Origin of the sequence: Chryseosolibacter histidinae (assembly GCF_018598225.1) — a bacterium.
GTDB classification, from domain to species: Bacteria; Bacteroidota; Bacteroidia; order Cytophagales; family Cyclobacteriaceae; genus Chryseosolibacter; species Chryseosolibacter histidini.
Genome location: NZ_JAHESF010000002.1, coordinates 141,552 through 164,050, shown reverse-complemented (window position 1 = coordinate 164,050; position 22,499 = coordinate 141,552). Strand labels below are relative to the sequence as shown.

Genomic DNA, 22,499 nt, shown 5'->3' with positions numbered 1-22,499 from the left:
TATGCTGCGACTGTGCATCCTGCTGACGTTTGTAAGTTTCTCATTGTACGGTCAGACGCGTTACGACTTTGTTGTGGCCAAAGACGGCTCTGGAGATTTTACAACGGTGCAGCAGGCCATCGATGCTGTTCCCGACTACCGGAAAAATCCAACCACCATCTTTATCAAAAAGGGGGCCTACAAGGAAAAGCTGTTGTTGGCCGCCTCGAAGACAAATGTAAAGTTCATCGGTGAAGATGTGGCCAGTACCATCCTCACCAACGATGACTACGCCCAGAAGAAGAACCGTTTTGGCGAAGAGATGGGGACCACGGGCTCCAGCGGCTTTTTTATTTTTGGCGATGATTTCTCGGCCGAGAACATCACGTTCGAGAATTCGGCGGGACCGGTAGGGCAGGCCGTGGCGGTACGCGTTGACGGTGACCGCGTCATGTTCACCAACTGCAGGTTCCTCGGAAACCAGGATACCTTGTACCCTCATGGGGAGAAGAGCCGCCAGTATTACAGGCGTTGTTACATCGAAGGAACGGTAGATTTTATTTTTGGATGGTCAACAGCGGTGTTCGAAGACTGTACCATCTTTTGCAAGAAGGGTGGAGGATATATTACCGCGGCATCCACGCTTGAAACAACGCCCTACGGTTTTGTCTTTATCAAATGTCAGATCACGGGCGACGCTCCTGCGCACTCATTCTACCTGGGACGACCCTGGCGCCCGTTTGCGAAGACAGTTTTCATCGATTGTACGCTGGGAGAGCAGATCATCCCGGAAGGATGGCACAACTGGAACAAGCCCGATGCCGAGAAGACTTCCTTTTACGCTGAATACAATTCCAGGGGCGCGGGTGCGGAGGACGCGAAACGTGTGAAGTGGGCTCACCAGCTCACGGCTGAAGAGGTGAAACAATACAATCTTTCAGCTATATTCGGGGATTGGAAGATCAACCCTTAGTTATTATGCCGGTTTTAAAACGGACAGAGACCCAGCCTGCGGAAGTCAGACCTGGCGTGGAGCGCACCATCATTCATACCCAGAACCTCATGACCGCCGTGATCGACTTCAAGAACGGCCCATGGGCAGAGCCTGATCCTTATCATCATCATGTACACGAGCAGGTGACCTACATCGCGGAAGGCGAAATATTGTTTTTGTGCGAGGGTGAAGCGACGCAGCGCCTGAAAGCCGGTGATATGTTCGCAGTAGCGTCGGACAGGCCACACACCATTCAGCTTTTGTCAAAAAGCGCCCGACTGATCGATAGCTTTAATCCCGTGAGAGAAGACTTTCTGAAGTGAGCATGAGGCCGTTCCTGTTTACCATTACCTTGCTGCTGACGTTTCTCGTTCATGGGCAGCAACCTTACAAAGTATTCAACTGGAAATCCGAATACACATTGAACACGTGGTTGCTCCGGCGCATGCATGAGCAGTACGATGAACGCCGGGCGACTCTCCAGAAGGCACTGGCATCGCCACGTTCGATGCAGGCTTACCGCGACAGTTGCCGGCAGCGGTACAAAAAACTGGTGGGAAGCCTTCCACCGAAAAAAGACTTGAATGTGCAGGTCAGGGGTATTGTCCTGCAGCAGGGATATGCCATTCGCAAGATCATCTATGAGAGCCTGCCCGGTCATCACGTTACCGCCAGTCTTTATGTTCCGGAAGGTATGGGAAGAAAATTTCCGGCAGTGCTGTTGTTCTGCGGCCATGAACCGGAAGCAAAAGCATCAGTGTCTTATCAGCAAACCGCGATCCTCCTGGCAAAGAACGGCATCGTTGCCCTTGTGATCGACCCGATCTCACAGGGAGAGCGGCACCAGCTTCTGGATGCTGCAGGAAACCCACTCACCCGCGGCGGTACCACGGAGCATACCCTCATCAACGCTGCGGCTAACCTTACCGGTAGCGGCGCAGTAGCCTACGAGTTATGGGATAATATCCGCGCGCTGGATTATCTTGTCACACGCCCGGAAGTGGATACGGAAAAGATCGGATGCCTCGGTAACTCTGGTGGTGGAACACAAACAGCGTACTTCATCGGGTTTGACGACCGCATCAAGGTAGCGGCCCCTTGCAGTTATATTGCGAGCCGCGAGCGGAACTTTGATCTTGTCGGCGCAAATGATGGCTGCCAGCACGTTGTTGGCGAGGGAGAAGCCGGGCTTGAGATCGCTGATTTTCTCATCATGTTCTCACCCAAGCCATTGCTGATCCTGGCAGGCCGTTATGATTTTGTCGACTATACTGGAACATTGCAGGCGCACGACGAGCTGCAAAAGGTCTACACCACCTTGCAAAGCGCTGACAAGCTGAAACTATTCACGGCCGATGACGGTCATGGCATCTCGAAATCGAAGCGTGAAGCCGCGGTCACGTGGTTCAGAAAATGGTTGTACAACGATGACACACCGGTAACGGAGGGAGCGGCAGAAACAATTCCTGCAGAAGAGCTGGCGTGCACCCCGGAAGGAGCGGTGGGCAAACACTTCCCGGAAGAGCTCAATGATTTCAAACGTGCAAAGCTGATCGCCGACAGCCTGAAGCAGAGACGCAGCGCGCTGCCGAAAGACCTGCCTGCATTGGTGAAACAGGTTCTGAACATTGGTACGGGTAAGGGCAAAATAGAAAGAGAGTCCGTGGGTGCCGTCAACAAGGAAGGATACAGCATCGAAAAAGTGATCGTCAGAAAAGCCGGGCAAATTCCATTACCAGTGCTCGCGGTATACCCGAAAGGACAGGTGAAAGGTGTAAGCATCTGGTTGCACAGCAAAGGCAAGTGGAAGATCGCTGACAGCACTGTCCTGATCAGGAAATACCTGGGTCAGCAGCAGGCTGTGATCATGGCAGACCTTAGCGGCGCAGGTGAGACTGCCGACCCCGTGGCCCTCAATGATCCCAAATATTTTAATGCCGAATACAGGAATGCCATGCTGGCCCTGCATATCGGCACATCCCTTCCGGCCTTGCGCACACAGGATGTGATCACCCTGCTCGACCTTGTTGCACAGGATGAGAAGTTGAAGGCCGCACCGGTCAAAGTATTTGCCAATGGACACCTTGCCTCGCCCGCCCTGCAGGCCGCTGTCATCGATCCCCGCATCCGCGAGGTCCAGATGTCAGACACCGTTTCGTCTTTTGAAGAGGCCATCACAGATCCTCTGAAAAAAGACTGGTATTCTTACGTCATTCCCGGCGTGCTGCAATACTATGACATAGCCGACCTCCAGGCAGCGCTGAAGGAACGATTGAAAATATTTTAACGGGCCCGGCCACCCGAGCCTGTTAAAACGTTTGTTTATAGGGAGTGATTATAAAGTTTTGATCATTCCCGGTTAAAATTTCAATCCACTGATAAATACCATATCTTCCGCACAATTTCACATTGATTCAAGTATATGGCACAAGGTCTTCTGATTGACATGGATGGCGTGGTTTATGGCGGCGACGTGATGATACCGCATGCGGATGAATTTATTGCACGGCTGTTGCAGCAAAGGATCCCGTTTATGTTCATGACCAACAACAGCCAGCGCACACGCCTGGAAGCTGTGCGCAAGCTTGGACGCCTTGGCATCGAAGTTTCTGAAGACCATATCTACACCAGCGCCATGGCCACGGGAAAATTCCTGGCCAGCCAGATCCCGCGCAGCACGGCTTATGTGCTGGGCGAAGGAGGTCTGCTCACAAGCCTGCATGAGAACGGTGTAACGCTGGTAGATACCGATCCTGATTTTGTGGTGCTGGGAGAGGGGAGGAACTTCACCCTCGAAATGGTTCAACGTGCTGTCGACATGATCCTGGCCGGCGCCAAATTCATTACCACCAACCGTGATCCATCGCCGAAGAAAAAAGGATGGAACAACCTGGGTATTGCTGCCACCACCGCCATGATCGAAGAAGCTACCGGCATCAAGGCCTTTGTGATCGGAAAACCCGGCCCCGTAATGATGCGCTCCGCCCGCAAAGCCCTGGGCCTGGAGACCGCTGAAACAACTGTGATCGGCGACACCATGGACACCGATATTCAAGGCGGCGTGCAGATGGGTTACAAAACCATCCTCGTGCTCAGTGGCATCACAAAAAAGGAAGAGCTCAAGAACTATGCGTTCAGGCCCGACCTAGTTGTCGACTCCGTAAAAGAGATCAAGTTCCCGTTACCATGGTGGTAGGGGGGAGTGGAGTTCTGCCCTTGTTGGTGTTCTTCACCAACAAACAGACTCCCTGACTAAGCGTGGGCTTTCGACCATGGACTTTTGATAAGGTAGATCGCCTGTTAACCCAACACGTCACGTCCGTGGACCATCGTCTGTGGACTCTTCTAATGCTTCACCGCCAGTTTCCTGATCATCGGTTCGGTGAGGTTTTCGCTGTAGACACCATACGCATCCACGAGAATTCCCTTCACACCATCTTTCGAAGAGATCGCAAAGACAATGCTGTTATCATCAGGGTCAGACATGCCTTCAAAGCGATGGTATTCATCTACCGTAAAATGCTCAGGCTTCCATTGTAACCGGAGCGCTGAACATTCCAGACAATCGGGCTGCAGATTAAAATCTTCTTTATAACCTCTCTTCTTCAGATCAGCGGTCGCTTCTGATAATGTATTGTAACTTTTCATAATGCTTTTTTGGAATTGGGCTCAATTTAAGTAAACATGGCAAGGAAAAGAATAGTGGTTTGCGGAATGCCGTGGTGTTAACAGAAGTTTTCGGCTATGTGAATTAATTGTAGCGCTCCTCGTCTGACCACTGCGCCCAGGCGCAGCGCGCATGGCGGTGGTCTGACGAGTGCCGCGAAGCCATGGACTATTGACTTTGTTTCTCTAACTTTACGATCGTAACCCGTAGTTATGAAACCTGGCGTATTCCTTCTTCTGTTTCTTCCATCACTTTGTTTTTCACAGCGAAACTTTCCGCACCTGCAGGCGCATGCACATAATGACTACGAGCATGAGCATCCGTTGACAGATGCATTGAAGGCAGGATTCAATTCCGTTGAGGCCGATGTTCATCTTTACAACAATCAGTTGCTGGCGGGGCATGATTCGGTTACGGCTGCGTCGCCCAGCTTAGAAGCCCTTTATCTTGCGCCGTTGGACAGTATACTGAAAGCCAATAAAGGACAGGTCTATGCGGGCCACCGCGGACCCTTTTACCTGATGATCGATGTCAAGACCGAGGCCGAGTCGTCGTACCAGGCGATCCGCGCGCTGTTGAAGAAGTACCCTGCGTTGTTATGCGGTGTGGCATCGTGCCCTGTGAAAATATTTCTGTCAGGCAACAGGCCGATCCTTACTATTGTGAACGAAGGGTATAATGGTGCTGCGCTGGATGGTCGTCCGGGAGACGTTGGCAAGGGATTCTCTTCCGATCTCATGCCTGTGATCAGCGACAACTATAAGAACTGGTCTCAATGGAACGGACTTGCAGCACCCGGTAAAGATGATCTGCTGAAGATCCGCAAGCTGGCACAAAGTGTACATGCCGAAGGAAAGAAGCTCCGCCTCTGGGCGATCCCTGACAATGCAATTGCATGGAAAGCACTGATGGATGCCGGTGTTGACCTGATCAATTCAGACAGGCTGGGCGAGCTGCACGAGTTCTTGTCGAAGTAAAGGTTGCCAGTTGCCGGTTACCGGATGGCCAGTTTAGTTCGGTGTATCTTACTCCAATGCAGTGTTTAAATATCTTCCAATTAGTTAGTGTATTCGATAAAGTTGCGAGCGCTTAACCGGTAACTGGCAACTGGCAACTTTCCCTAACTTTGCCCCATGAACGCCCTTACCTTCCACGGCCGTCACCAGGTCGTTTATCAGGCTATCCCTGACCCTCAGATCAAAGCACCTACCGATGTTATTGTCAAAGTGAAGCTTTGCGCGATATGCGGCTCAGACCTTCATGTGTATCATGAGCATGAAAAAGGTATCGATCACGAGACAGTGATGGGCCACGAGTTCATGGGCGAGGTTGTGGAAGTGGGAAAAAGCATCCGGCATCTGAAGGCCGGCGATGTGGTGATGAGCCCGTTCAGCACCAGCTGTGGACAGTGTTTCTACTGCATGAAAGGCCTCACATCGCGTTGTGTTTTCAGCCAGCTTTTCGGTTGGGTTGAGAAAGGTAAAGGACTTCATGGAGCACAGGCCGAATATGTGCGTGTTCCCATTGCGGAGAGTACGCTGATCCGGATCCCGAAAGGTATCAGCGATGAGCAAGCCTTGATGCTGGGCGACATCATTCCGACAGGATATTTCTGTGCACAGCAGGCGGAGATCAAACCTGACCAGGTGTATGCCGTGGTGGGATGCGGGCCTGTAGGATTGATGACGATCATTGGCGCCATCGAACAGGGTGCCACCACGTTGTATGCTATCGATACGGTCGAAGAAAGGTTAGCCATGGCAGCGAAGTTCGGTGCCATACCCATCGATGCATCGAAGACCAATCCTGTGTCGGTGCTGAGAGAAGTAACGGAGAACCGCGGTGCCGATGCGGTGATGGAAGCGGTTGGCAATAAAGCAGCAGGCAAGCTTGCTTATGAACTGGTGCGCCCGGGTGGCATCATCTCGATGGTTGGTGTTTGCACCGATGAGCAGATGGCATTTTCTCCCACAGAAGCTTATAACAAAAATCTCACATTCAAAGTAGGACGCTGTCCCGCACGCCATCTCATGGATCAGCTGATCCCAATTGTACGTTCAGGCCGATACGATTTCACTTCCATTATCACGCACCGCCTGGCGTTGAAAGATGGCGCGAAGGGATATGAGATGTTTGCGAATAAGAAGGACAATTGTTTGAAGGTGGTGATGGGGTTGGGAGGTTAACGGAATTAGCGTTATCGTTTTTTCGACCTCGCTTTTGCTTTCCTTTGCATTTCAACGGCTTCCTTCATTCTTCGCATGGCCTCTTCATGAGACAAGGGTCTGGTCTTTTTAAGAAGTTTACGCATGATCTCTTCAGGATCTCCATCCTGCTCGAAAGGGTTGGGGGGAGCTTGGGTACGGTTACGTCTCATAAACAAATATAAAAAACTTAATTAAACTTAATGTTGACAATAGTACTTCTGGACTTGATCTTCATTTGCAACCTGGAGCCGTAATATTTGCCGTTTATCTTCCCATATGCGAGAGGCCATCAGGAGAAAACGTTTTTTATTACTATAGCCACACTGTAGAGAATAAAATAATTTCTTAGGAAGCCCCTCAATCTCTTCCCACCTCGATTGATGGTTTCGATGTACGCTTAAGATTTCTGAAAGCGTTATCTTGTCTGGATTAACAGTAAAATTTATACGAGATATGTCTATTTCGAATTCCATACATTTATCAGTAAAACGGACAGTAGTTGAATGTTGAATAATTTATATTCAAGTTAAGTTTTTCTGCTACCTGATGTCAAGCCCGTTGCATGTCAAGTCCTCCTTAAATCAGGAACAATTGTGTGTGGATAAGATCTATTTTCATTTTTTCAGATAACTTGCTTTGGCTGCTTTTTTTAACATACCAAAGCGCGGCTGTGAACGTTATCTGATCTGACTTAATTAAACCCTTTCACTTCCCGATGCATAAACCCCTATTCCTGATCCTGCTTCTTACGGTGCTCACATCCCCAGCCCTCTCCCAGACCCTCTCCGGAAAAGTAACAGACCTTAGCACCGGATCACCCCTGCATTATGCGCACATTGCCTGTCCTGAAACAGGGGAAGGCACCATCACCGATGAAGGTGGTAATTTCACGCTCATTGTCAAGGACATCACCAAAGCCAGAACCCTGATCGCTTCCTTTGTCGGGTATCAGACCATGATGAAGACTGTTAAGGATGCGCAGCTCGTATTTGCACTTTCACCGGATACCACAACGCTGAAAAGTATCGAGATCACATCTCCTGATCCCGACGCTCTCATCCGGTTGGCGTTGCGTAAGATTCCGGACAATCACGGAGGCCAGCGTCTGCTCACCTGCTTCTATCGCATGGTCACCAAAAACCAGGACAAATACATCCAGGTCTCAGAAGCATCTTTCGAGCTGAACCAGTTCCCACTGCACTACAACCAGGTTAAAGTATTGAAGGCGCGTGAAGCCGAAGACGATAAGGCATTCAACGGTGTGGGCATGGGTATCGGCACCCCCGTTGCCTCGGCCCGCAGCACGGATATTACCATGAGGGCTGATGACAGTTTTTTGGGTGAGAAGAATCGTAAGAAGTACAATTTCTTTTACGAGGGCATCTTGCAACGCGGCGATGTGGAAGTTCATGAGATCTCTTTTGACCAGAAGAACATCAAAGACGCGTTGTACAAGGGCCGGCTGTATCTCCATACTGGTTCACTTGCTTTCGTAGCCGTTGAGTATGAGCTAAGTCCGAAAGGCATTGCTTACCTGAAGTTTGGCAATGCGGCGCAGCGTGCAGCCATGAAGCTGCTGGACATCGATATCAACATTCTTGTACAACGCCTGACTCTTACCTACAGGCGTTTCGGTGACAAGTGGTATCTCGATCATGTGGTGCGGGATGAACATGTGCGTGTAAAAAGCAAGCGTTATAATTTTGATGTGCCCGTTGCAGAACGGGGTGAGTTCCTTGTCACACGCATCGATACTACTTTCAGGCGGGCATTCGCCGAAGAAGAGCTCACCAAAAGCGGTTTTATCGAATCTGCCGCTGATACTTCAAAAAGCTTTTGGCAGGATTATAACACCATTCCGTCACAGATAGACTACAATGCCATTGCACGCGAGATCGAATCACGCAACGGTTATGCGTCCGTCAAGACCGCCCTCCGCAACCGGATGAAGAACTTCCCAAAAGATCCGGCCATCCGTGCCGATTGCGTGCTGACCTATTATCATTCCCGTGGACTTTTTAACGGCACAGCGCTGGTCAAGCATAAAGGCAAAGTGATCCTTCACAAAGGATATGGTTATGCCGACAGGGAGCTGAAGATCATGAACGATACGTCTACCGTCTTTCGGATCGGATCCATCGCTAAAACATTCACCAGTCGCATCATCTGGCAGCTGGAGCAGGAAGGACTGCTGAAGTACAGTGACAGTGTTCAACGTTTTGTTCCCTGGTATCCGCACAACGGCATCACCATCCATCACCTGCTTACGCACTCATCAGGTATTCCCAACTTTATGGCCCAGGCAGCTTTTATCGATTCCATCCGGCATCCTTTTACCATTGAAGAACTGATCCGGAATTTTGGACTTGAAAAACCGACATTTGCGCCAGGCTCCGAATTTAAGTACAGCAACACCGGTTACACGCTGCTGGCGCTCATTGCCGAAAAAGCGTCCGGTAAAACTTTCGCCGAGCTCTTCACGGAAAAGATCACGGTCCCGCTTCGCCTGAATAATACTTCGTTTGCGCGGCAGCACCCGGCACAGGCCAAGGGTTACTGGAATGGTGTGCCAGAACCCGCTTATGCGATTGGTAACACGGCAGGAGCGGGCGCAGTATCAGCTACAGCAGCAGACCTGCTGAAGTGGGATGAAGCGCATAACGATCCGCGGCTTGCAGTGTTGTTTGTTCCCCGCACCTGGTATCACGATTGGGGGTCGCATTATGGCTATGGGTGGAACATCGACAAGTATCAGTTCTGGGCATCGAAGAAACATACGATCCACTATCACGGTGGTACAGACTTTGGCTTCAAGTCGATGCTGGCGCGGCAACCGGATCAAAACAATCTCGTGGTGCTGTTGAACAATACCGGGGAGTTTCCGCTCTTCGATATTACGGACCTGGTGCTGAACATACTGAACTGATCTTTCGCACGATCAGCTCTGCGCACCTTTTAGCTGGCTGGGCAGGTAGCCGAAGAATTTTTTAAACGCTGCTGTGAAGTGATGCGCATTTCTGTAGCCGGCCTGGTCTGCCGCTTCACCAACGGTTTTGCCCAGGTCGAGCAGCATGTGCCGGGCCTGTTTCATACGAAGCTCATGAAGATACCCGAACACCGTTGTGCCCCACATTTCCCTGAAGCCTTTTTTTAGCTTGTATTCGTTCAGGCCGCCTTTTTTAGCGAGCTCTGTCAGCGAGAGTGGATCCTCCGGATTTTGCTCCATCACCCAGCGAATGTGGTGTAGCTTTTCGATGTCAGTGCGTTGAAGGCTTCCGGGCTTCGGCTTTTTCAGTGCCTGCTCAAACTGCTCTGCCTGCAGCATCAGCAGCTCCAGCACTTTTGATTCGAGGTATATGCGTTGCAGCGATCCCGAGCGGTTGCAGTTCATCATATCGAAGATGATGCTGTTCATCCTGGCGGTGATGCCCAGGTTCTCCTTGCTGAGCGCAGCCATCTCCTTTTTCTCGATCTTTTTCGCCAGCGCGGCGAGCATGGTACTTTCTTCCAGAACCAGCTTTTTGAAGAAGGTCTCTGTCAGATGCACTTCAAAGAAGCGATGGGCCATGGGTGACGGCTTCAACAGAACGTCGCCATTATAGGCCGGGGTATAGATGATGTTGTGCTCTGCGCTGCCAAAACTGTCGGGAAGCGAACTGGCGCCCGAGATCTTCATACCGGTTTTGCCCGACAGCGAGAAATGCATTTCAATGACAGACGCATCACTCTCCACATCAAGGTGGATCTCTTCGTGTAGGGTAGCCTCACCGTAGTTGATCAGAATGCCTTCAAACCACGTTTCCGTAGCGCTCATGGTGCCGATCTGGTGGGAGAAGGTGCTCTTCTTTTCTGATAGCCCTGTCGGACTCCTGAATTCGTCAGGAAATGACTCCTCGAATATGAGCTCTTCCATCTGCCGTCCTTTCATTCTCACCTTCATAGGCCGTTTTCGTTAAACGTTGATTAAAATCCGTTTGCCGTTGACCCCTGAAGCACCGGACGAAGCAGATTTGTGGTAATTTAAGTCTTTTCACTAAAACGGATCAGATGACACCACGGTTACCGAAAATACTGGAGCATATGGCTGAAAGCAGGCTAGGGATCTCCTGCACCGTTACAGCGGTAGAATATTTCCATGCTACCCTCAAGCGGGTACAGTTCAGGGGAGAGCTTGGAATGGAAACGTTTGTTCCCGGCCAGGAAGTTAAGTTTCGTGTCTCCGACGACGAATACAGGCATTATACGCCAACCTTTTTTGATCTTGAAAAAGGGATTTTTGACGTTCTTTTTTACCTGCAGGGCAATGGCCCCGGAAGTCATTGGGCATCAACGCTGGAAGCGGGCGATACAGCGAGAATGCTGCGTACAGGCGGAAAGATGCGGCTTGCAACGCATAACCGTTACCACTTTTTCTTCGGCGATGAAACGTCGCTGGGGCTGTTCCGCTGCCTGAAGGAAGCCGTGCACCAGAAAGGGCATGAGTACCTCGGCATCCTTGAGCTGGCAGAAGGGTCCTTCGGCTGGCCCGAGAAGCTTGATGTGTCGGTAGACCTGGTGCCGAGGTTACATGACGAACGTCCGGCGCAGGAAGCCATCGCCTACCTGAACGACCTTCACGGACTGCTTTGGAAAACCTGGAAGAAGGCGTCCTTTTATTTGGCGGGACGCGCTGCTTCCATCGAGGCGTTCCGCGAGGCACTGGTCGCCAGGGGTGTCAGCAACGACAGGATCAGCACCCACGCTTACTGGTCTGATGGTAAGAAAGGACAACTTATAAACAGTAGGCAGTAGGCAATAAGCAATAAGCAGTAGGCAAGATGCGGGCGCTGAGGTACAATACTGTGCTACGTTCGCCAGCCAGTACCTGCGAAGCTTACCAGCGTTGGCTGTCCTTTGCCTACTGTCCGACCGCTCGCGATCGGTTCCGATAGCTATCGGGATGCCTACTGCTAACAGTCTATCTAAGGTAGACTCTGCCAGTAATAACGATGCTGTAATTTTTACCATTGAAAACTGCTTTCATATAACCCGCACCCTTGGATTTTCCTTGACTCTTCGCGCTGTAGGCAGTTTTCGCGATTAGCTTGTTCTTTCTGTCAAAAACATATAACACCGACCCGCTGAAATGGAACAGGTAACCTGCGCATGGTGCGATGAATTCTGCGCCGTGTTGCAGCGTGCCGGCACAAGCTATCTTGTTCACGGTGATCTCGTAACGTCCGCTGTCTACATAGAAATTTTCGGCTGCAGCGATCTCGTCAGGAAGGTCGGCCAGGATCGTTCCCCGTTTTTTATCCAGGAGTAAAAAACTTGTCTGATCCGCAACGGCGATCGCATGATCGAGGATCAGCTCAGGACATTTCAGGAATTCCTTGTGATCATTAATATCAATTTCATCCGGTGATGCCTTGCGGAAGGTGCCATCGTCAAGCACGCTTTTATCATAGACACTCGCAGCGATGTACCGCTGCATCCTTTCCGGAAGTGTGATCGTCCAGGCAATACGTTGGTCGCGGGTGTATGATAACGCACGCAAATGAAATTGGTGAAAACCGAATGCCGTGTCGTACTGGTTCACCGCATAGGACCGGTCTGCTTTCCACTCCAGCTTTTCCGTATGCTGCGCGTAAAGTTCTCCGAAACAGGCTATCAGTAAAATACAAAGAGATCTTGCCATACGTTGATCGTTGGATTCTCAATTAGGAGCAAACCTTCAGCCAGTTTTTTTAGCCAGGGTCGATGGACCATAATGTGAACGTCAGGCAATCGTACGTCGTACCTCGTAAATCGTACCTTCAACGTCACCTGCATTTACTACGCCATACTACCGGTTATGGACTGCCTGCGTTTTCATCAGCTCCTGGTACCGTGGATCCTTCTTCAGCGCTTTGAACGTGGGATACTCCAGGAAAAAATTGACCGGGGGCGTGTGTTTCCGGATGCATTCGTTGATGTGATGGAACGCCTTATCCCAGTCACCGATTGCATACCAGACGCCTGCCAGATCGCCATCGAGCACCGTGTCGGGGTCTTCCCGCTGGCGCAATTCGATCTTCCGGATGCAGTCAATCGCTTTTTCTTTCTGGCCCAGCATGGCCGACGCATAGCCAACACCCATCAATCCTTTCAGCGGATGATTGGTCAGGCGGTGTACTTCTTCGAACAACCTGAGCGCCTCTGCCCAGTCGCCCTTCAGGCCCATGCTCCAGGCTTTCAGCTCGATGCTGATGCGCATCTGAGGGTTCATCTCCAGCATCTTGTCTGCCTGCCGGATCGCATCATCGTAACGTTCGCCAAAGATATAAACGTTGCCCAGGTATTGATTGGCGATGGTCGACAACGGATCGAGCTGCACGGCTTCCTCCATGATCTGTATGGCCTTTCCCTTTTCTCCTGTCAGGATGTAATAGTATGCCAGCATCTGGTATGCCGATGTTACCGCGGGGTTCAGACGCAACGCTGTTTGCAACGCTTCATAGGCTTGCTTCCATTTCCACTCGAAGAACAGCAGGGAGCTTGCTTTTGCCACATAACCTTCTGCTACCGTATCGTCAAGCTGAAGCGCTTTGGCGGCATATCGTTGTACAATATCGAATGCTTTTTGAGGCAGCATCTGGCCGGTAGATCCAAGGTAGCTGTGCACGCCCGCGATCATGGCATAGGCTTGCGCATAATCCGGTTCAAGGGCAACGGCCTGCTCAAAACATTCGATCGCCTTGTGCGCATCTGCCGGTGTTAACCTGTTCCAGTAATGAAGCCCTTTCAGGTAGTGCGTGTAGGCGTCGATGTTGTGAGCAGATGTTTTGATGGTGCTCGGGCGTGTTGCCGCAAGGTTCTCTCTCAGCTTATTGGCGATAATGCCGCTGATCTCGTCCTGCACCTCGAAGATATCGGTGAGGTTGCGGTCGTAGTTCTCGCTCCAAAGGTGATAACCATCGGCGGCATTGATCAGCTGTGCGGTGATGCGCACGCGGTTGCCCGACTTGCGTACACTGCCCTCCAGGATCTTGTCAACGTTGAGCCTGATGGCGATGTCGCGGATGTCGTCATTCTTGCCCTTGAAAGCAAAGGACGAAGTGCGTGAGATCACCTGCAGCCCTTCCACTTTCGTAAGTGCGTTCAGCAGCTCTTCCGTAATACCATCGCTGAAGTACTCATTTTCGGGGTCGGCGCTCATGTTCACGAACGGAAGCACCGCGAGGCGATTTTGCGGCTGCCGGGTCTTGCCCTGGAGCTCATTCCTGCCGGGAACCGCGAGCCCCGCGTTCGCGATAGCAAAAACACGCACGGGCAGCTTCACATTCTTGAGCTCGAAGTAGCCAAGCTCACGTGTGCTGATATCTTCCTGGTTCTTGACTTCGTCGAATACTTTTTCAGAGATGAACACGCCGCCGGGAACTGCCAGCGATTCAATACGCGAGGCGAGGTTCACGCCATCGCCATAGATGCCGTCATCGTCCACGGTAACATCGCCGGTGTGGATGCCGATGCGCAGATCGACCTTTGGGTCCTGCTGCAATTGTTTCTGGATGTCGATGGCACAACGTACGGCCTGAATCGCACTGGTGAAGATGCTGAGCGAGCCGTCTCCATAATGTTGTAAGATCTTGCCATTGAACTGTGCGATGCCGGGTTCAAGCACTTCCTTCAGCCGCTTGCGTTTGAGCCGCGCAAGCTGCTCGTTCTCCTGCATCAGGGCGGTATACCCTGTCATATCAGCGAACAGAATGGCGACAAGTTGGCGCATGGCGACTGGTTTGAGCTGTAAAGATATAAAATAGGCCAGGATTTGAGTTTGATAAATAAAGATAGTCCCATCGTAACAAGGGATATCGTGTGCGGGTTGTACAAGCCGATGGGGCTTTTATCTCACCTTTAAATTCCTATTTTTGGATCATGAAGCAGGAAATCAAGGTGTCGGTAGATGCTGTTGTTTTCGGTTATGATCAGGAGAGTGGCGTTTCAGTTTTGCTGATCAAACGAAGAAATGAGCCTTTCCAAAAAATGTGGGCCCTGCCGGGTGGACTGGTACTCAACGGGGAATCCCTCGATGAAGCCGTAAATCGTGAGCTCAGGGAAGAGGCGGGAATAGATGTAAACTACCTGGAACAATTATATACCTTCGGCTCGCCGGAACGGGATCCGAGAAATCATGCTATTTCAATTTCATATTTTGGATTGGTAAGGCCGCAGGATTTTCAGTTGGCGGCACACACCGATGCCGAAGATGTTGCCTGGTTCAACATAAAAAAACTTCCGAAGCTGGCCTTCGATCACAAAAAAATTATTGATGCCGCTATCAAACGATTGCGCGGTAAAATCACCTACGAACCCGTGGGATTCGAGCTGCTGGACAAAGAATTTCCATTTTCTGACCTGGAGAAACTGTATCAAACACTTTTAGACCACGAAATTGACCGCAGGAACTTTAAAAAGAAGATCATAGGCCTTGGGATCCTGGAAGAGCTCGACGAAACCATCCAACGTAAATCGGGAAGGCCCGCCCGACTTTTCAAATTCAATAAAAAGAAGTACTTCGAGCTTAAAGAGAAGGGTTACAATTTTGATATTTTCTTTTAAATCAGCCCCATTTTTCAATTAGTGTATAATTTACGCAAATTACCTTTGTGAACTGAAACCATCCATATATATTTGCGTATAATTTACACAAATATAGGAATTGATAAAGATCATGATTGGCGTAATAATAGCCCGTTTCCAGACACCCTATCTTCATCCCGGGCACAAGACCCTGATAGCGTTTGTACAGTCTAAGCACAAGAAGGTGGTAATTGTTCTCGGTGTTTCCCCTGTATTAGGTAGCCGAAGAAACCCGCTTGACTTTCATACAAGGGAAAGAATGATCAAGAAAGAACATCCGCAGATTGTGATACTTCCACTCCCGGATCATCCGCTCGATACAAAATGGTCTTCAAATCTTGATCAATTATTGAATGATACATTTCCAGGATCTGCTTTTACACTGTATGGAAGCCGGAATAGTTTTATCGATTATTACTCCGGAAAAAATACCGTGCATGAATTACCTGCCAATGGCACGCACAACGCTTCCGAGATCCGCGAGATGTTTAAAGAACAGGTTATGGATTCAGTGGAATTCAGAGCTGGTGTGATCTATGCGTATCTGAATACATACCCGAGCGTTTATGCAACAGTTGATATCGCAGTCTTTAGAAATAATAAACAGGAAATTCTTCTGGGCAAGAAAGACAATGACCAGAAGTGGCGTTTGATCGGAGGTTTTAGCGATCCTACAGACGCGGGTTTCGAACAGGCTGCACGCCGTGAGCTGCAGGAGGAATGTGGAAATATTGAAGTAAGCGAGATGCAGTACGAAGGATCTTTTCAGGTGGATGATTGGCGCTACAGAGCAGAGACGGATAAGATCATCACAACCCTGTTCTCAACTGATTATTTGTCTGGCACACCTCAGGCGAGTGACGACATAGCAGAATTGAAGTGGTTCCCTTTATCAGCGCTGGATGAAACGATAAACGAACAAAGTATTACTTCAACGCATGTTCCCTTGCTGAAACGATTATTAGAGAAATATAACCGATAAACTCCGCGAATATGAAAAAGCAAAACCTACTGCTGCTGGCCGATGCCTACAAGTACTCTCATCACAAATTGTATATGCCCGGAACTACCACGATCTATTCTTACCTCGAAAGCCGGGGCGGCGCGTTTAATACGACTGTATTCTATGGATTGCAATACTTTTTGAAAGCGTATCTCGAAGGTGAAGCTTTTACAAAAGATGATGTTGACGAAGCAGAACAACTGTTGACCGGGGCCTTCGGAAGAACAGATGTGTTTAAAAGAGAGAATTTTGATTACATACTTAAAAAGCATGCGGGCCGACTTCCTGTAAAGATCAAAGCGGTTGCCGAGGGAAGCGTTGTTCCAATACACAATGCGTTGATGACGATTGAAAATACCGACCCTCGATGTTATTGGCTTACAAATTTTTTGGAAACGCTGCTGATGCAGGTTTGGTATCCGTGTACGGTTGCAACACTTTCAAGAGAAGTCCGGAAGTTAGTGGAACGTTATTTCGAAGATACTGCCGATGAAAGTGCCGCCACAGCAATTGATTTTGTGCTCAACGACTTTGGTTTTCGCGGCGTAAGCTCCGTGGAAAGTGCCGGCCTCGGCGGATCGGCACATCTTCTCAGCTTTATGGGCAGCGACACAGTCTACGCTTCACGGTTTGCTCAACAATATTACGGCGCAAAGAAAGTATACGGACTGTCTGTTCCTGCCACGGAACACTCTATCATGACGTTGCTTGGTGAAAAAGGTGAACAACAGGTTTTTTCAGCACGTCCTCAACGCTTACCCGCAGGGAATACTGGCATGCGTCTCTGATTCTTATAATATCTTCAACGCTGTTGAGAACTATTGGGGCACGGCACTAAAAGAACAAATCCTTCAACGCAACGGCACGCTGGTTATCCGCCCTGATTCCGGCGACCCTGTGAAGACCTTACGCAAGGTGTTCGAGATCCTGTTTGCAAAATTCGGGTTTACAATTAACTCGAAAGGATATAAAGTGCTGCCTCCCCAGATCAGGGTTATACAAGGTGATGGCATTGATATTGACACCATCCCCAATATTTATCAGGCATTAAAGCTGAGCAAGATTTCTGCCGAGAATCTTGTGCTTGGCATGGGAGGCGCTTTGTTGCAAAAAGTAAATCGTGATACGCAAAAATTTGCTTTGAAATGCTCTTATGCAGAACTAAATGGAGATTGGGTTAATGTAAAGAAACAGCCCATAGAAATGAATGACAAAGGTGAATTGGTTAAATCGTTCAAGACCTCCAAAGCGGGGAAGTTGAAGCTGGTAAAAACACATGGCCAGTATCAGACCATAGACATATATTCCAACAACCATGTTGACGAGCTTCAAACGGTATTTGAAGATGGGGTGGTTACGAAAACATATACGTTTGAAGAAATAAGGGAACGTGCAAAGATAAATACCCTACAGTTTGCCTGATGGAAACAAGTATAAACGCTATGCTACGTCGGCTGCCGTTGGACTGGGCGCGGAAGTGGCAAATATGCCATCCCTTGTTCGTGCGTCGTATGTTCAACCTTCAGATTACAAAAAGGAAAGCCGTACGCTTTTCATCGGAATAGTCAATTTTGTTTACCTTCGGCGCTATGAGTAGAAAGTTGTTTCTTATTGTGCTGGCGGCCGCCTGTGTTGTGGTATTCAACAATGCAAGGGCACAGGCCGAGCACCCCACCTCATCAACCTATGTGTGGCCTTCTGATCCGCTGGTGAAGGAGAAGCTTGAAAAGTGGCGCGACCAGAAATTCGGTATGATCGTCCATTGGGGATTGTATGCCGTTCCGGGTATCATCGAATCGTGGGAGCTGTGTTCCGAAGACTGGATCAACCGCGACAGCACCGTTCGGTATGAAGATTTCAAAACATGGTACTGGGGTCTTCAGAAGGATTTCAATCCCGTGAACTTTGCACCCGACCAATGGGCGAAAGCCGCGAAGGATGCCGGCATGCGTTACGTGGTCTTCACCACCAAACATCACGATGGCTTCAATATGTTCGACACGAAGCAAACGGATTTCAAGATCACGAATGGTCCCTTCCGCTCGCATCCGAAAGCCGATGTGGCGAAATATGTCTTCAGCGCATTTCGTGAGCAGGGATTTATGATCGGTGCCTATTACTCCAAGCCCGACTGGCACAGCGAATATTACTGGTGGCCGCGATACGCTACGGCAGACCGGAACAACAATTACGATATCCGGAAAAACCCCTGGCGCTGGAATCAGTTCAAGTCCTTCACGTATAACCAGATCCATGAGCTTACGCACAACTACGGATCCATCGATATTCTGTGGCTCGATGGCGGTTGGGTGAGACCACTGGAATCTGTCACCGATGAAGTACGCGCATGGGGTGCGGCCATTCCGCCCTGGAGCCAGGATATAGACATTCCGAAGATCGCTGCCATGGCCCGCAGCGCACAGCCGGGAATGCTTGTGGTTGACCGCACTGTGCATGGTGAATTTGAGAACTACCAGACCCCGGAGCAAAGTATTCCCAAGCAGAAGCTCGATCACCCCTGGGAGAGCTGCATCACGTTGGGCGGCGCATGGGGATACGTTCCTAACGACCAGTACAAATCCGCGGCCACAGTGATCCACACGCTGATCGAGATCGTTGCCAAAGGTGGAAGCTTGCTGCTCGGCGTAGGACCTCAGGCTGATGGTACCCTGAAGACCGAACAGATCGAAAGGTTGAAAGAGATAGGGGAGTGGCTGAAGCAAAACGGCGAAGGCATTTACAACACACGCGCCACAATCCATTATCGCGACGGCAATACATGGTTCACGCAAGCGCACAACGGAACGCTCTATGCGCTGGTATGCCTCGAGAAAGATAAACCACTGCCGGAAACGGTGACCTGGAAGCTTAATATCCCCGCAAAGGGCAGCTCCATAAAGTTGCTCGCGAACGGAGAGAACGTAAAATGGAAACGTGAAGGCGATATGGTCACAGTAACCGTCCCCTCATCGTTCAGAAAAAAATACACGGCCTATCCGGCGATGGCATTCTCTTTTTCGAAAGAATGATTGCTCCAAGACCGCGCCCGGAACCTGTATCCTGAGCGAAGCATGTGTGTAGGGCCTGCGCGAGCGAAGGATCCCGTGATCTGTACCGAGTACTTATTTCGAAAGCCGATTTTATGAAGTGCACTTTGTCATCCGGGGATTCCTCGCTCCTCCGCGTGCAACCCACTTTCCTCGCTCCATTCTACCTTAGTTTATAAATCTCACTGCCCGCCAGTAAAAAGCAACCCAATCCGAAGTCTTCAAAATTCGGAACAGAGGTGTGTGTTACTGGTTGACCGTCTTTGGGCTCTTTACCGGTGCCTTGCACATATCCGAGAAAGCCATTGACATGGACCGCTTCTTTCAGCAACGCATTCCAGGCTTTGGTGACAACGGGTTTATAGATCTTTGCATCGAGGTAGTTGTTGTTGAGCCCCCAGGTTATTCCATACACAAACAACGCGGTGCCTGTAGTCTCTTTGCCGCCGTAGTTGGTGGGATCGTGGAGGCTGACATTCCAGAAGCCGTCTTTGCGTTGCACAGCGATCAGGGCTGCTGCCATCGCCTTAAAATCGTCTTCGTATTGTTTCCGGTTGGGTGCATCAGGGGGAATGATGTCGAGCGTACGCACCAGCGCGGCAAATACCCAGCCGTTGCCACGCGACCAGTAGCAGTCTTCGCCATTGGGTTCAGTGTACGGTGCATCGAAATCCTTGTCACGCCACCAAAGATTGTCTTTCGGGTTGAAGAGTCCGTTGTCGCCATGTTTGTTGCGCGTATACATGTACATCTCGTGCATCCGCGTCCAGTACTTCGGATCCTTGTAGATCACTCCAAGCTTGGCGAATACGGGCATCGCCATCTGAATGGCATCGACCCAGCTCCAGTCGTCGATCTTGTCCGTACGCATCATACTATCCATAGAAGCCTTGATCTTTTCGATCTTGTACGGCTGTGGGTCCATGAGATAAAGATCGATGTAGGTTTGCCCGGCGCATTGATTGTCGGCATTGCGGGTGTAGGTTTCACCATCGCGGAGGTTCCATTGATGGAAGTCGGCCCATCGCAAAGCATAGTCTAAGTAAGCGGGCTTGGGATCGAGCTTATACATAGCCATGAGCCCTTCATAATACACACCGCGCGTCCAGATGTTGCTGGCACGCGAACGTTCATGCACAATACGTTTGCCCACGTCAGGCCATTTGTCCATAAAATACTGGTTGGTGATGCGCATGGCTTCCAGTGTTTTTTCTCTTGACGGAAGTTTTTTCTGGCCGTGCGAAGGCAAAGAGATCAGTGTTGCAGCGATCAGAAAAAGAAGCGCGCGGGGCGTAGGGCATGTTTTCATGCCGACAAATTAAGATGATGCCGCTGGTAAACCTTACTGCAGTATCCTGCAGGAGAGTCCACGGTCGACAGTCCACAGCATTCCTCCTTCGAAGACCGTCATCCAGAGCGGTGGTATTGCGGTGGGTGGTGGGGAGCGAAGGATCCCCCGAAGGTTACTGCGTATCCAATTCGAGCGTGTGCCTTTACTTATGCACGTTGTTAATGGGGGATTCTTCGTTCGCGCAATGCCAGCACGCGATGCCACACTCAGAATGACGACTTAACCAAGTCTGTTGACCTTTACACAGCACTATTGTCTACTGCCACGATCGCTTGCGATCGTATTTGTCTACTGCCTACTATTAATGTGCTCCCGAATTCAGATACGACTTCAAATTCTGTCTTGTGATGATCTCCAACGGGAAAAGGTATTCGGCGGAAGCGTCTTTTTTAAACACGAGGAAGTTGGCCAGCTGGCTGATGCCGATGAATGCCTGGCGTCTCGAGTTCTGGTTGATGAGGAAGTCGATCACACCTTTGTTGAGATAACGGAGGTTCTCCTGCAGCAGGTCATAGGCTACGAGCCTGATGCCGTTCTTGCCGTGTTTCTCCAGCATGTTCGATACGATGGACGCACCTTTTGATGTGGTGACCAATAGCCCCTTTAGTTCGGGATTCGAGAGCAGGTCGTTGAGCTCTTTTTCGAGTGTTGCTTCGTGGGTGAGGTTCAGGTCTACGCTGATCACCTTGCACTGCTTCATGCTGGCGAAATAATCCTTGAACCCTTTTTCTTTTTCAGACAAGTGCACGGAGTTGTGAATGTCGTCATAGATGTGCAGGATGGCGTAGGTGCCGGGATCTGCCTGGTTGATGTGCAACAGCTCGGCGCCCACGGCTCCGCTCTGGTAGAGGTCCTGGCCCACGAAGCTCAGCGATTTTGTTTCGGGGATGTTGTTGTTGAACACCACGAAAGGGATCTCGTAGGCGCGGCACAGGTTGAAAAATTCGATCGACTCCTGGTGAAAGATAGGCGCTGTAATGATGCCATCGGGTTTGGCGTTGAGGGCTTCATTCATGGCTTCCTTGAAAGAGTTCTTGTCGTACAGGTCGAAATGCAGCAGCTGCACCTGTACACCGAACTCGGCCCACTCTTCTTCGGCTTTGATGATGCCTTCAGACGACATCTTCCAGTATTCGTCCTGCTCAGGATCAGGCACCACGGCGGCCACCCTGAAGGTTTTGTTGGAGCCCAGGGTGCGGGCGATGAGATTGGGTTTATAACCGGTTTTTTCCAGGATCGCCATGATCTTGTTATAAGATTCTGCCGATACCTCACCGCGTTTGTGAATGACACGGTCAACCGTGCCAACGGAGACATTGGCCATTTTGGCGATGTCTTTGATCCTGATTTTTTTATTCATCTCCAGGTACAAATAAAATTCTTTAACCGTTAAAAAGCACGGTTTACGCTTTGCAAGTCCACATTTTATAAAGACTACCGGAAACCCAGGGATTACCTGCTTTTCGTTTACGCGCACGAATTGATCGTGTGCGCGAACGAAATTACTTTTTTCTTGCAATTCCACATAACTCCTTCTACCTTTCTTTACGAAAAGATCATCTGCCGGAAAATGCGCGCCCGGAGTCCATCATTTTGATATGATGGATACCAGGAACAAACGATTCCGGAGCTATTACCTGCAACAGGTGC

At 50.0% G+C, this 22,499-nt stretch carries 20 protein-coding genes; 13 read left to right on the top strand and 7 right to left on the bottom strand.

Annotated elements, in window-relative coordinates:
* Position 1: 1 nt before the first annotated feature.
* From KK083_RS02320 to KK083_RS02305, 4 genes are all read left to right on the top strand, one after another.
* Complete coding sequence (locus KK083_RS02320; protein ID WP_254160296.1) at positions 2 to 952, top strand: pectinesterase family protein; 951 nt, start codon at positions 2 to 4, stop codon at positions 950 to 952.
* A gap of 5 nt (positions 953 to 957) precedes the next feature.
* Complete coding sequence (locus KK083_RS02315; protein ID WP_254160294.1) at positions 958 to 1,296, top strand: cupin domain-containing protein; 339 nt, start codon at positions 958 to 960, stop codon at positions 1,294 to 1,296.
* A gap of 2 nt (positions 1,297 to 1,298) precedes the next feature.
* Positions 1,299 to 3,260: an alpha/beta hydrolase family protein gene (locus KK083_RS02310; protein WP_254160292.1), complete on the top strand. Its 1,962-nt coding sequence runs from the start codon at positions 1,299 to 1,301 to the stop codon at positions 3,258 to 3,260.
* 135 nt (positions 3,261 to 3,395) lie between these two features.
* Positions 3,396 to 4,169, top strand: coding sequence for an HAD-IIA family hydrolase (locus KK083_RS02305; protein ID WP_254160290.1), 774 nt, complete (start codon positions 3,396 to 3,398; stop codon positions 4,167 to 4,169).
* A 149-nt stretch (positions 4,170 to 4,318) separates the two neighbouring features.
* Here the strand turns inward: KK083_RS02305 and KK083_RS02300 are convergent, their stop codons facing one another.
* Positions 4,319 to 4,621 carry a phosphoribosylpyrophosphate synthetase gene (locus KK083_RS02300; RefSeq protein WP_254160288.1) on the bottom strand — a complete coding sequence of 101 codons (303 nt, stop codon included), beginning with the start codon at positions 4,619 to 4,621 and terminating at the stop codon, positions 4,319 to 4,321.
* 231 nt (positions 4,622 to 4,852) lie between these two features.
* Between KK083_RS02300 and KK083_RS02295 the strand changes: the two genes are divergently transcribed.
* Both KK083_RS02295 and KK083_RS02290 read left to right on the top strand, forming a co-directional pair.
* Positions 4,853 to 5,617 carry a PI-PLC domain-containing protein gene (locus tag KK083_RS02295; RefSeq protein ID WP_254160286.1) on the top strand — a complete coding sequence of 255 codons (765 nt, stop codon included), beginning with the start codon at positions 4,853 to 4,855 and terminating at the stop codon, positions 5,615 to 5,617.
* 156 nt (positions 5,618 to 5,773) lie between these two features.
* Positions 5,774 to 6,826 carry an alcohol dehydrogenase family protein gene (locus KK083_RS02290; RefSeq protein WP_254160284.1) on the top strand — a complete coding sequence of 351 codons (1,053 nt, stop codon included), beginning with the start codon at positions 5,774 to 5,776 and terminating at the stop codon, positions 6,824 to 6,826.
* An 11-nt stretch (positions 6,827 to 6,837) separates the two neighbouring features.
* Here the strand turns inward: KK083_RS02290 and KK083_RS02285 are convergent, their stop codons facing one another.
* Positions 6,838 to 7,017: a hypothetical protein gene (locus tag KK083_RS02285; protein WP_254160282.1), complete on the bottom strand. Its 180-nt coding sequence runs from the start codon at positions 7,015 to 7,017 to the stop codon at positions 6,838 to 6,840.
* Positions 7,018 to 7,562: 545 nt separating this feature from the next.
* Between KK083_RS02285 and KK083_RS02280 the strand changes: the two genes are divergently transcribed.
* Positions 7,563 to 9,773 carry a serine hydrolase gene (locus KK083_RS02280; protein WP_254160280.1) on the top strand — a complete coding sequence of 737 codons (2,211 nt, stop codon included), beginning with the start codon at positions 7,563 to 7,565 and terminating at the stop codon, positions 9,771 to 9,773.
* Positions 9,774 to 9,785: 12 nt separating this feature from the next.
* On the opposite strand, the gene KK083_RS02275 is transcribed toward KK083_RS02280, so the two are convergent.
* On the bottom strand, positions 9,786 to 10,787 hold the full coding sequence (locus KK083_RS02275) for a helix-turn-helix transcriptional regulator (RefSeq protein ID WP_254160278.1): 1,002 nt from the start codon (positions 10,785 to 10,787) through the stop codon (positions 9,786 to 9,788).
* A 107-nt stretch (positions 10,788 to 10,894) separates the two neighbouring features.
* Between KK083_RS02275 and KK083_RS02270 the strand changes: the two genes are divergently transcribed.
* Positions 10,895 to 11,638 carry a siderophore-interacting protein gene (locus KK083_RS02270; protein ID WP_254160277.1) on the top strand — a complete coding sequence of 248 codons (744 nt, stop codon included), beginning with the start codon at positions 10,895 to 10,897 and terminating at the stop codon, positions 11,636 to 11,638.
* 166 nt (positions 11,639 to 11,804) lie between these two features.
* Here the strand turns inward: KK083_RS02270 and KK083_RS02265 are convergent, their stop codons facing one another.
* Positions 11,805 to 12,524, bottom strand: coding sequence for a hypothetical protein (locus KK083_RS02265; RefSeq protein WP_254160276.1), 720 nt, complete (start codon positions 12,522 to 12,524; stop codon positions 11,805 to 11,807).
* 147 nt (positions 12,525 to 12,671) lie between these two features.
* Positions 12,672 to 14,594 carry an adenylate/guanylate cyclase domain-containing protein gene (locus tag KK083_RS02260; RefSeq protein ID WP_254160275.1) on the bottom strand — a complete coding sequence of 641 codons (1,923 nt, stop codon included), beginning with the start codon at positions 14,592 to 14,594 and terminating at the stop codon, positions 12,672 to 12,674.
* A 149-nt stretch (positions 14,595 to 14,743) separates the two neighbouring features.
* Between KK083_RS02260 and KK083_RS02255 the strand changes: the two genes are divergently transcribed.
* From KK083_RS02255 to KK083_RS02235, 5 genes are all read left to right on the top strand, one after another.
* Positions 14,744 to 15,427, top strand: coding sequence for an NUDIX hydrolase (locus tag KK083_RS02255; protein ID WP_254160274.1), 684 nt, complete (start codon positions 14,744 to 14,746; stop codon positions 15,425 to 15,427).
* 280 nt (positions 15,428 to 15,707) lie between these two features.
* On the top strand, positions 15,708 to 16,430 hold the full coding sequence (locus tag KK083_RS02250; RefSeq protein WP_254160273.1) for an NUDIX hydrolase: 723 nt from the start codon (positions 15,708 to 15,710) through the stop codon (positions 16,428 to 16,430).
* 11 nt (positions 16,431 to 16,441) lie between these two features.
* Positions 16,442 to 17,239, top strand: a complete 798-nt coding sequence (locus tag KK083_RS02245) for a nicotinamide phosphoribosyltransferase domain-containing protein (RefSeq protein WP_254160272.1) — start codon at positions 16,442 to 16,444, stop codon at positions 17,237 to 17,239.
* The gene (locus KK083_RS02240; RefSeq protein WP_254160270.1) at positions 17,172 to 17,873 is read left to right on the top strand and encodes a hypothetical protein; all 702 of its coding nucleotides are present in this window, start codon (positions 17,172 to 17,174) and stop codon (positions 17,871 to 17,873) included. Before KK083_RS02245 ends, KK083_RS02240 begins: the two co-directional genes overlap by 68 nt.
* Before the next feature lie 167 nt (positions 17,874 to 18,040).
* On the top strand, positions 18,041 to 19,480 hold the full coding sequence (locus tag KK083_RS02235) for an alpha-L-fucosidase (protein ID WP_254160268.1): 1,440 nt from the start codon (positions 18,041 to 18,043) through the stop codon (positions 19,478 to 19,480).
* Positions 19,481 to 19,661: 181 nt separating this feature from the next.
* Here KK083_RS02235 and KK083_RS02230 read toward each other — a convergent pair whose 3' ends face one another.
* Together KK083_RS02230 and KK083_RS02225 are read right to left on the bottom strand one after the other, a co-directional pair.
* Positions 19,662 to 20,807, bottom strand: a complete 1,146-nt coding sequence (locus tag KK083_RS02230; protein WP_254160266.1) for a glycoside hydrolase family 88/105 protein — start codon at positions 20,805 to 20,807, stop codon at positions 19,662 to 19,664.
* Between the two features lie 343 nt (positions 20,808 to 21,150).
* On the bottom strand, positions 21,151 to 22,209 hold the full coding sequence (locus KK083_RS02225; RefSeq protein WP_254160264.1) for a substrate-binding domain-containing protein: 1,059 nt from the start codon (positions 22,207 to 22,209) through the stop codon (positions 21,151 to 21,153).
* Positions 22,210 to 22,499: the final 290 nt, after the last annotated feature.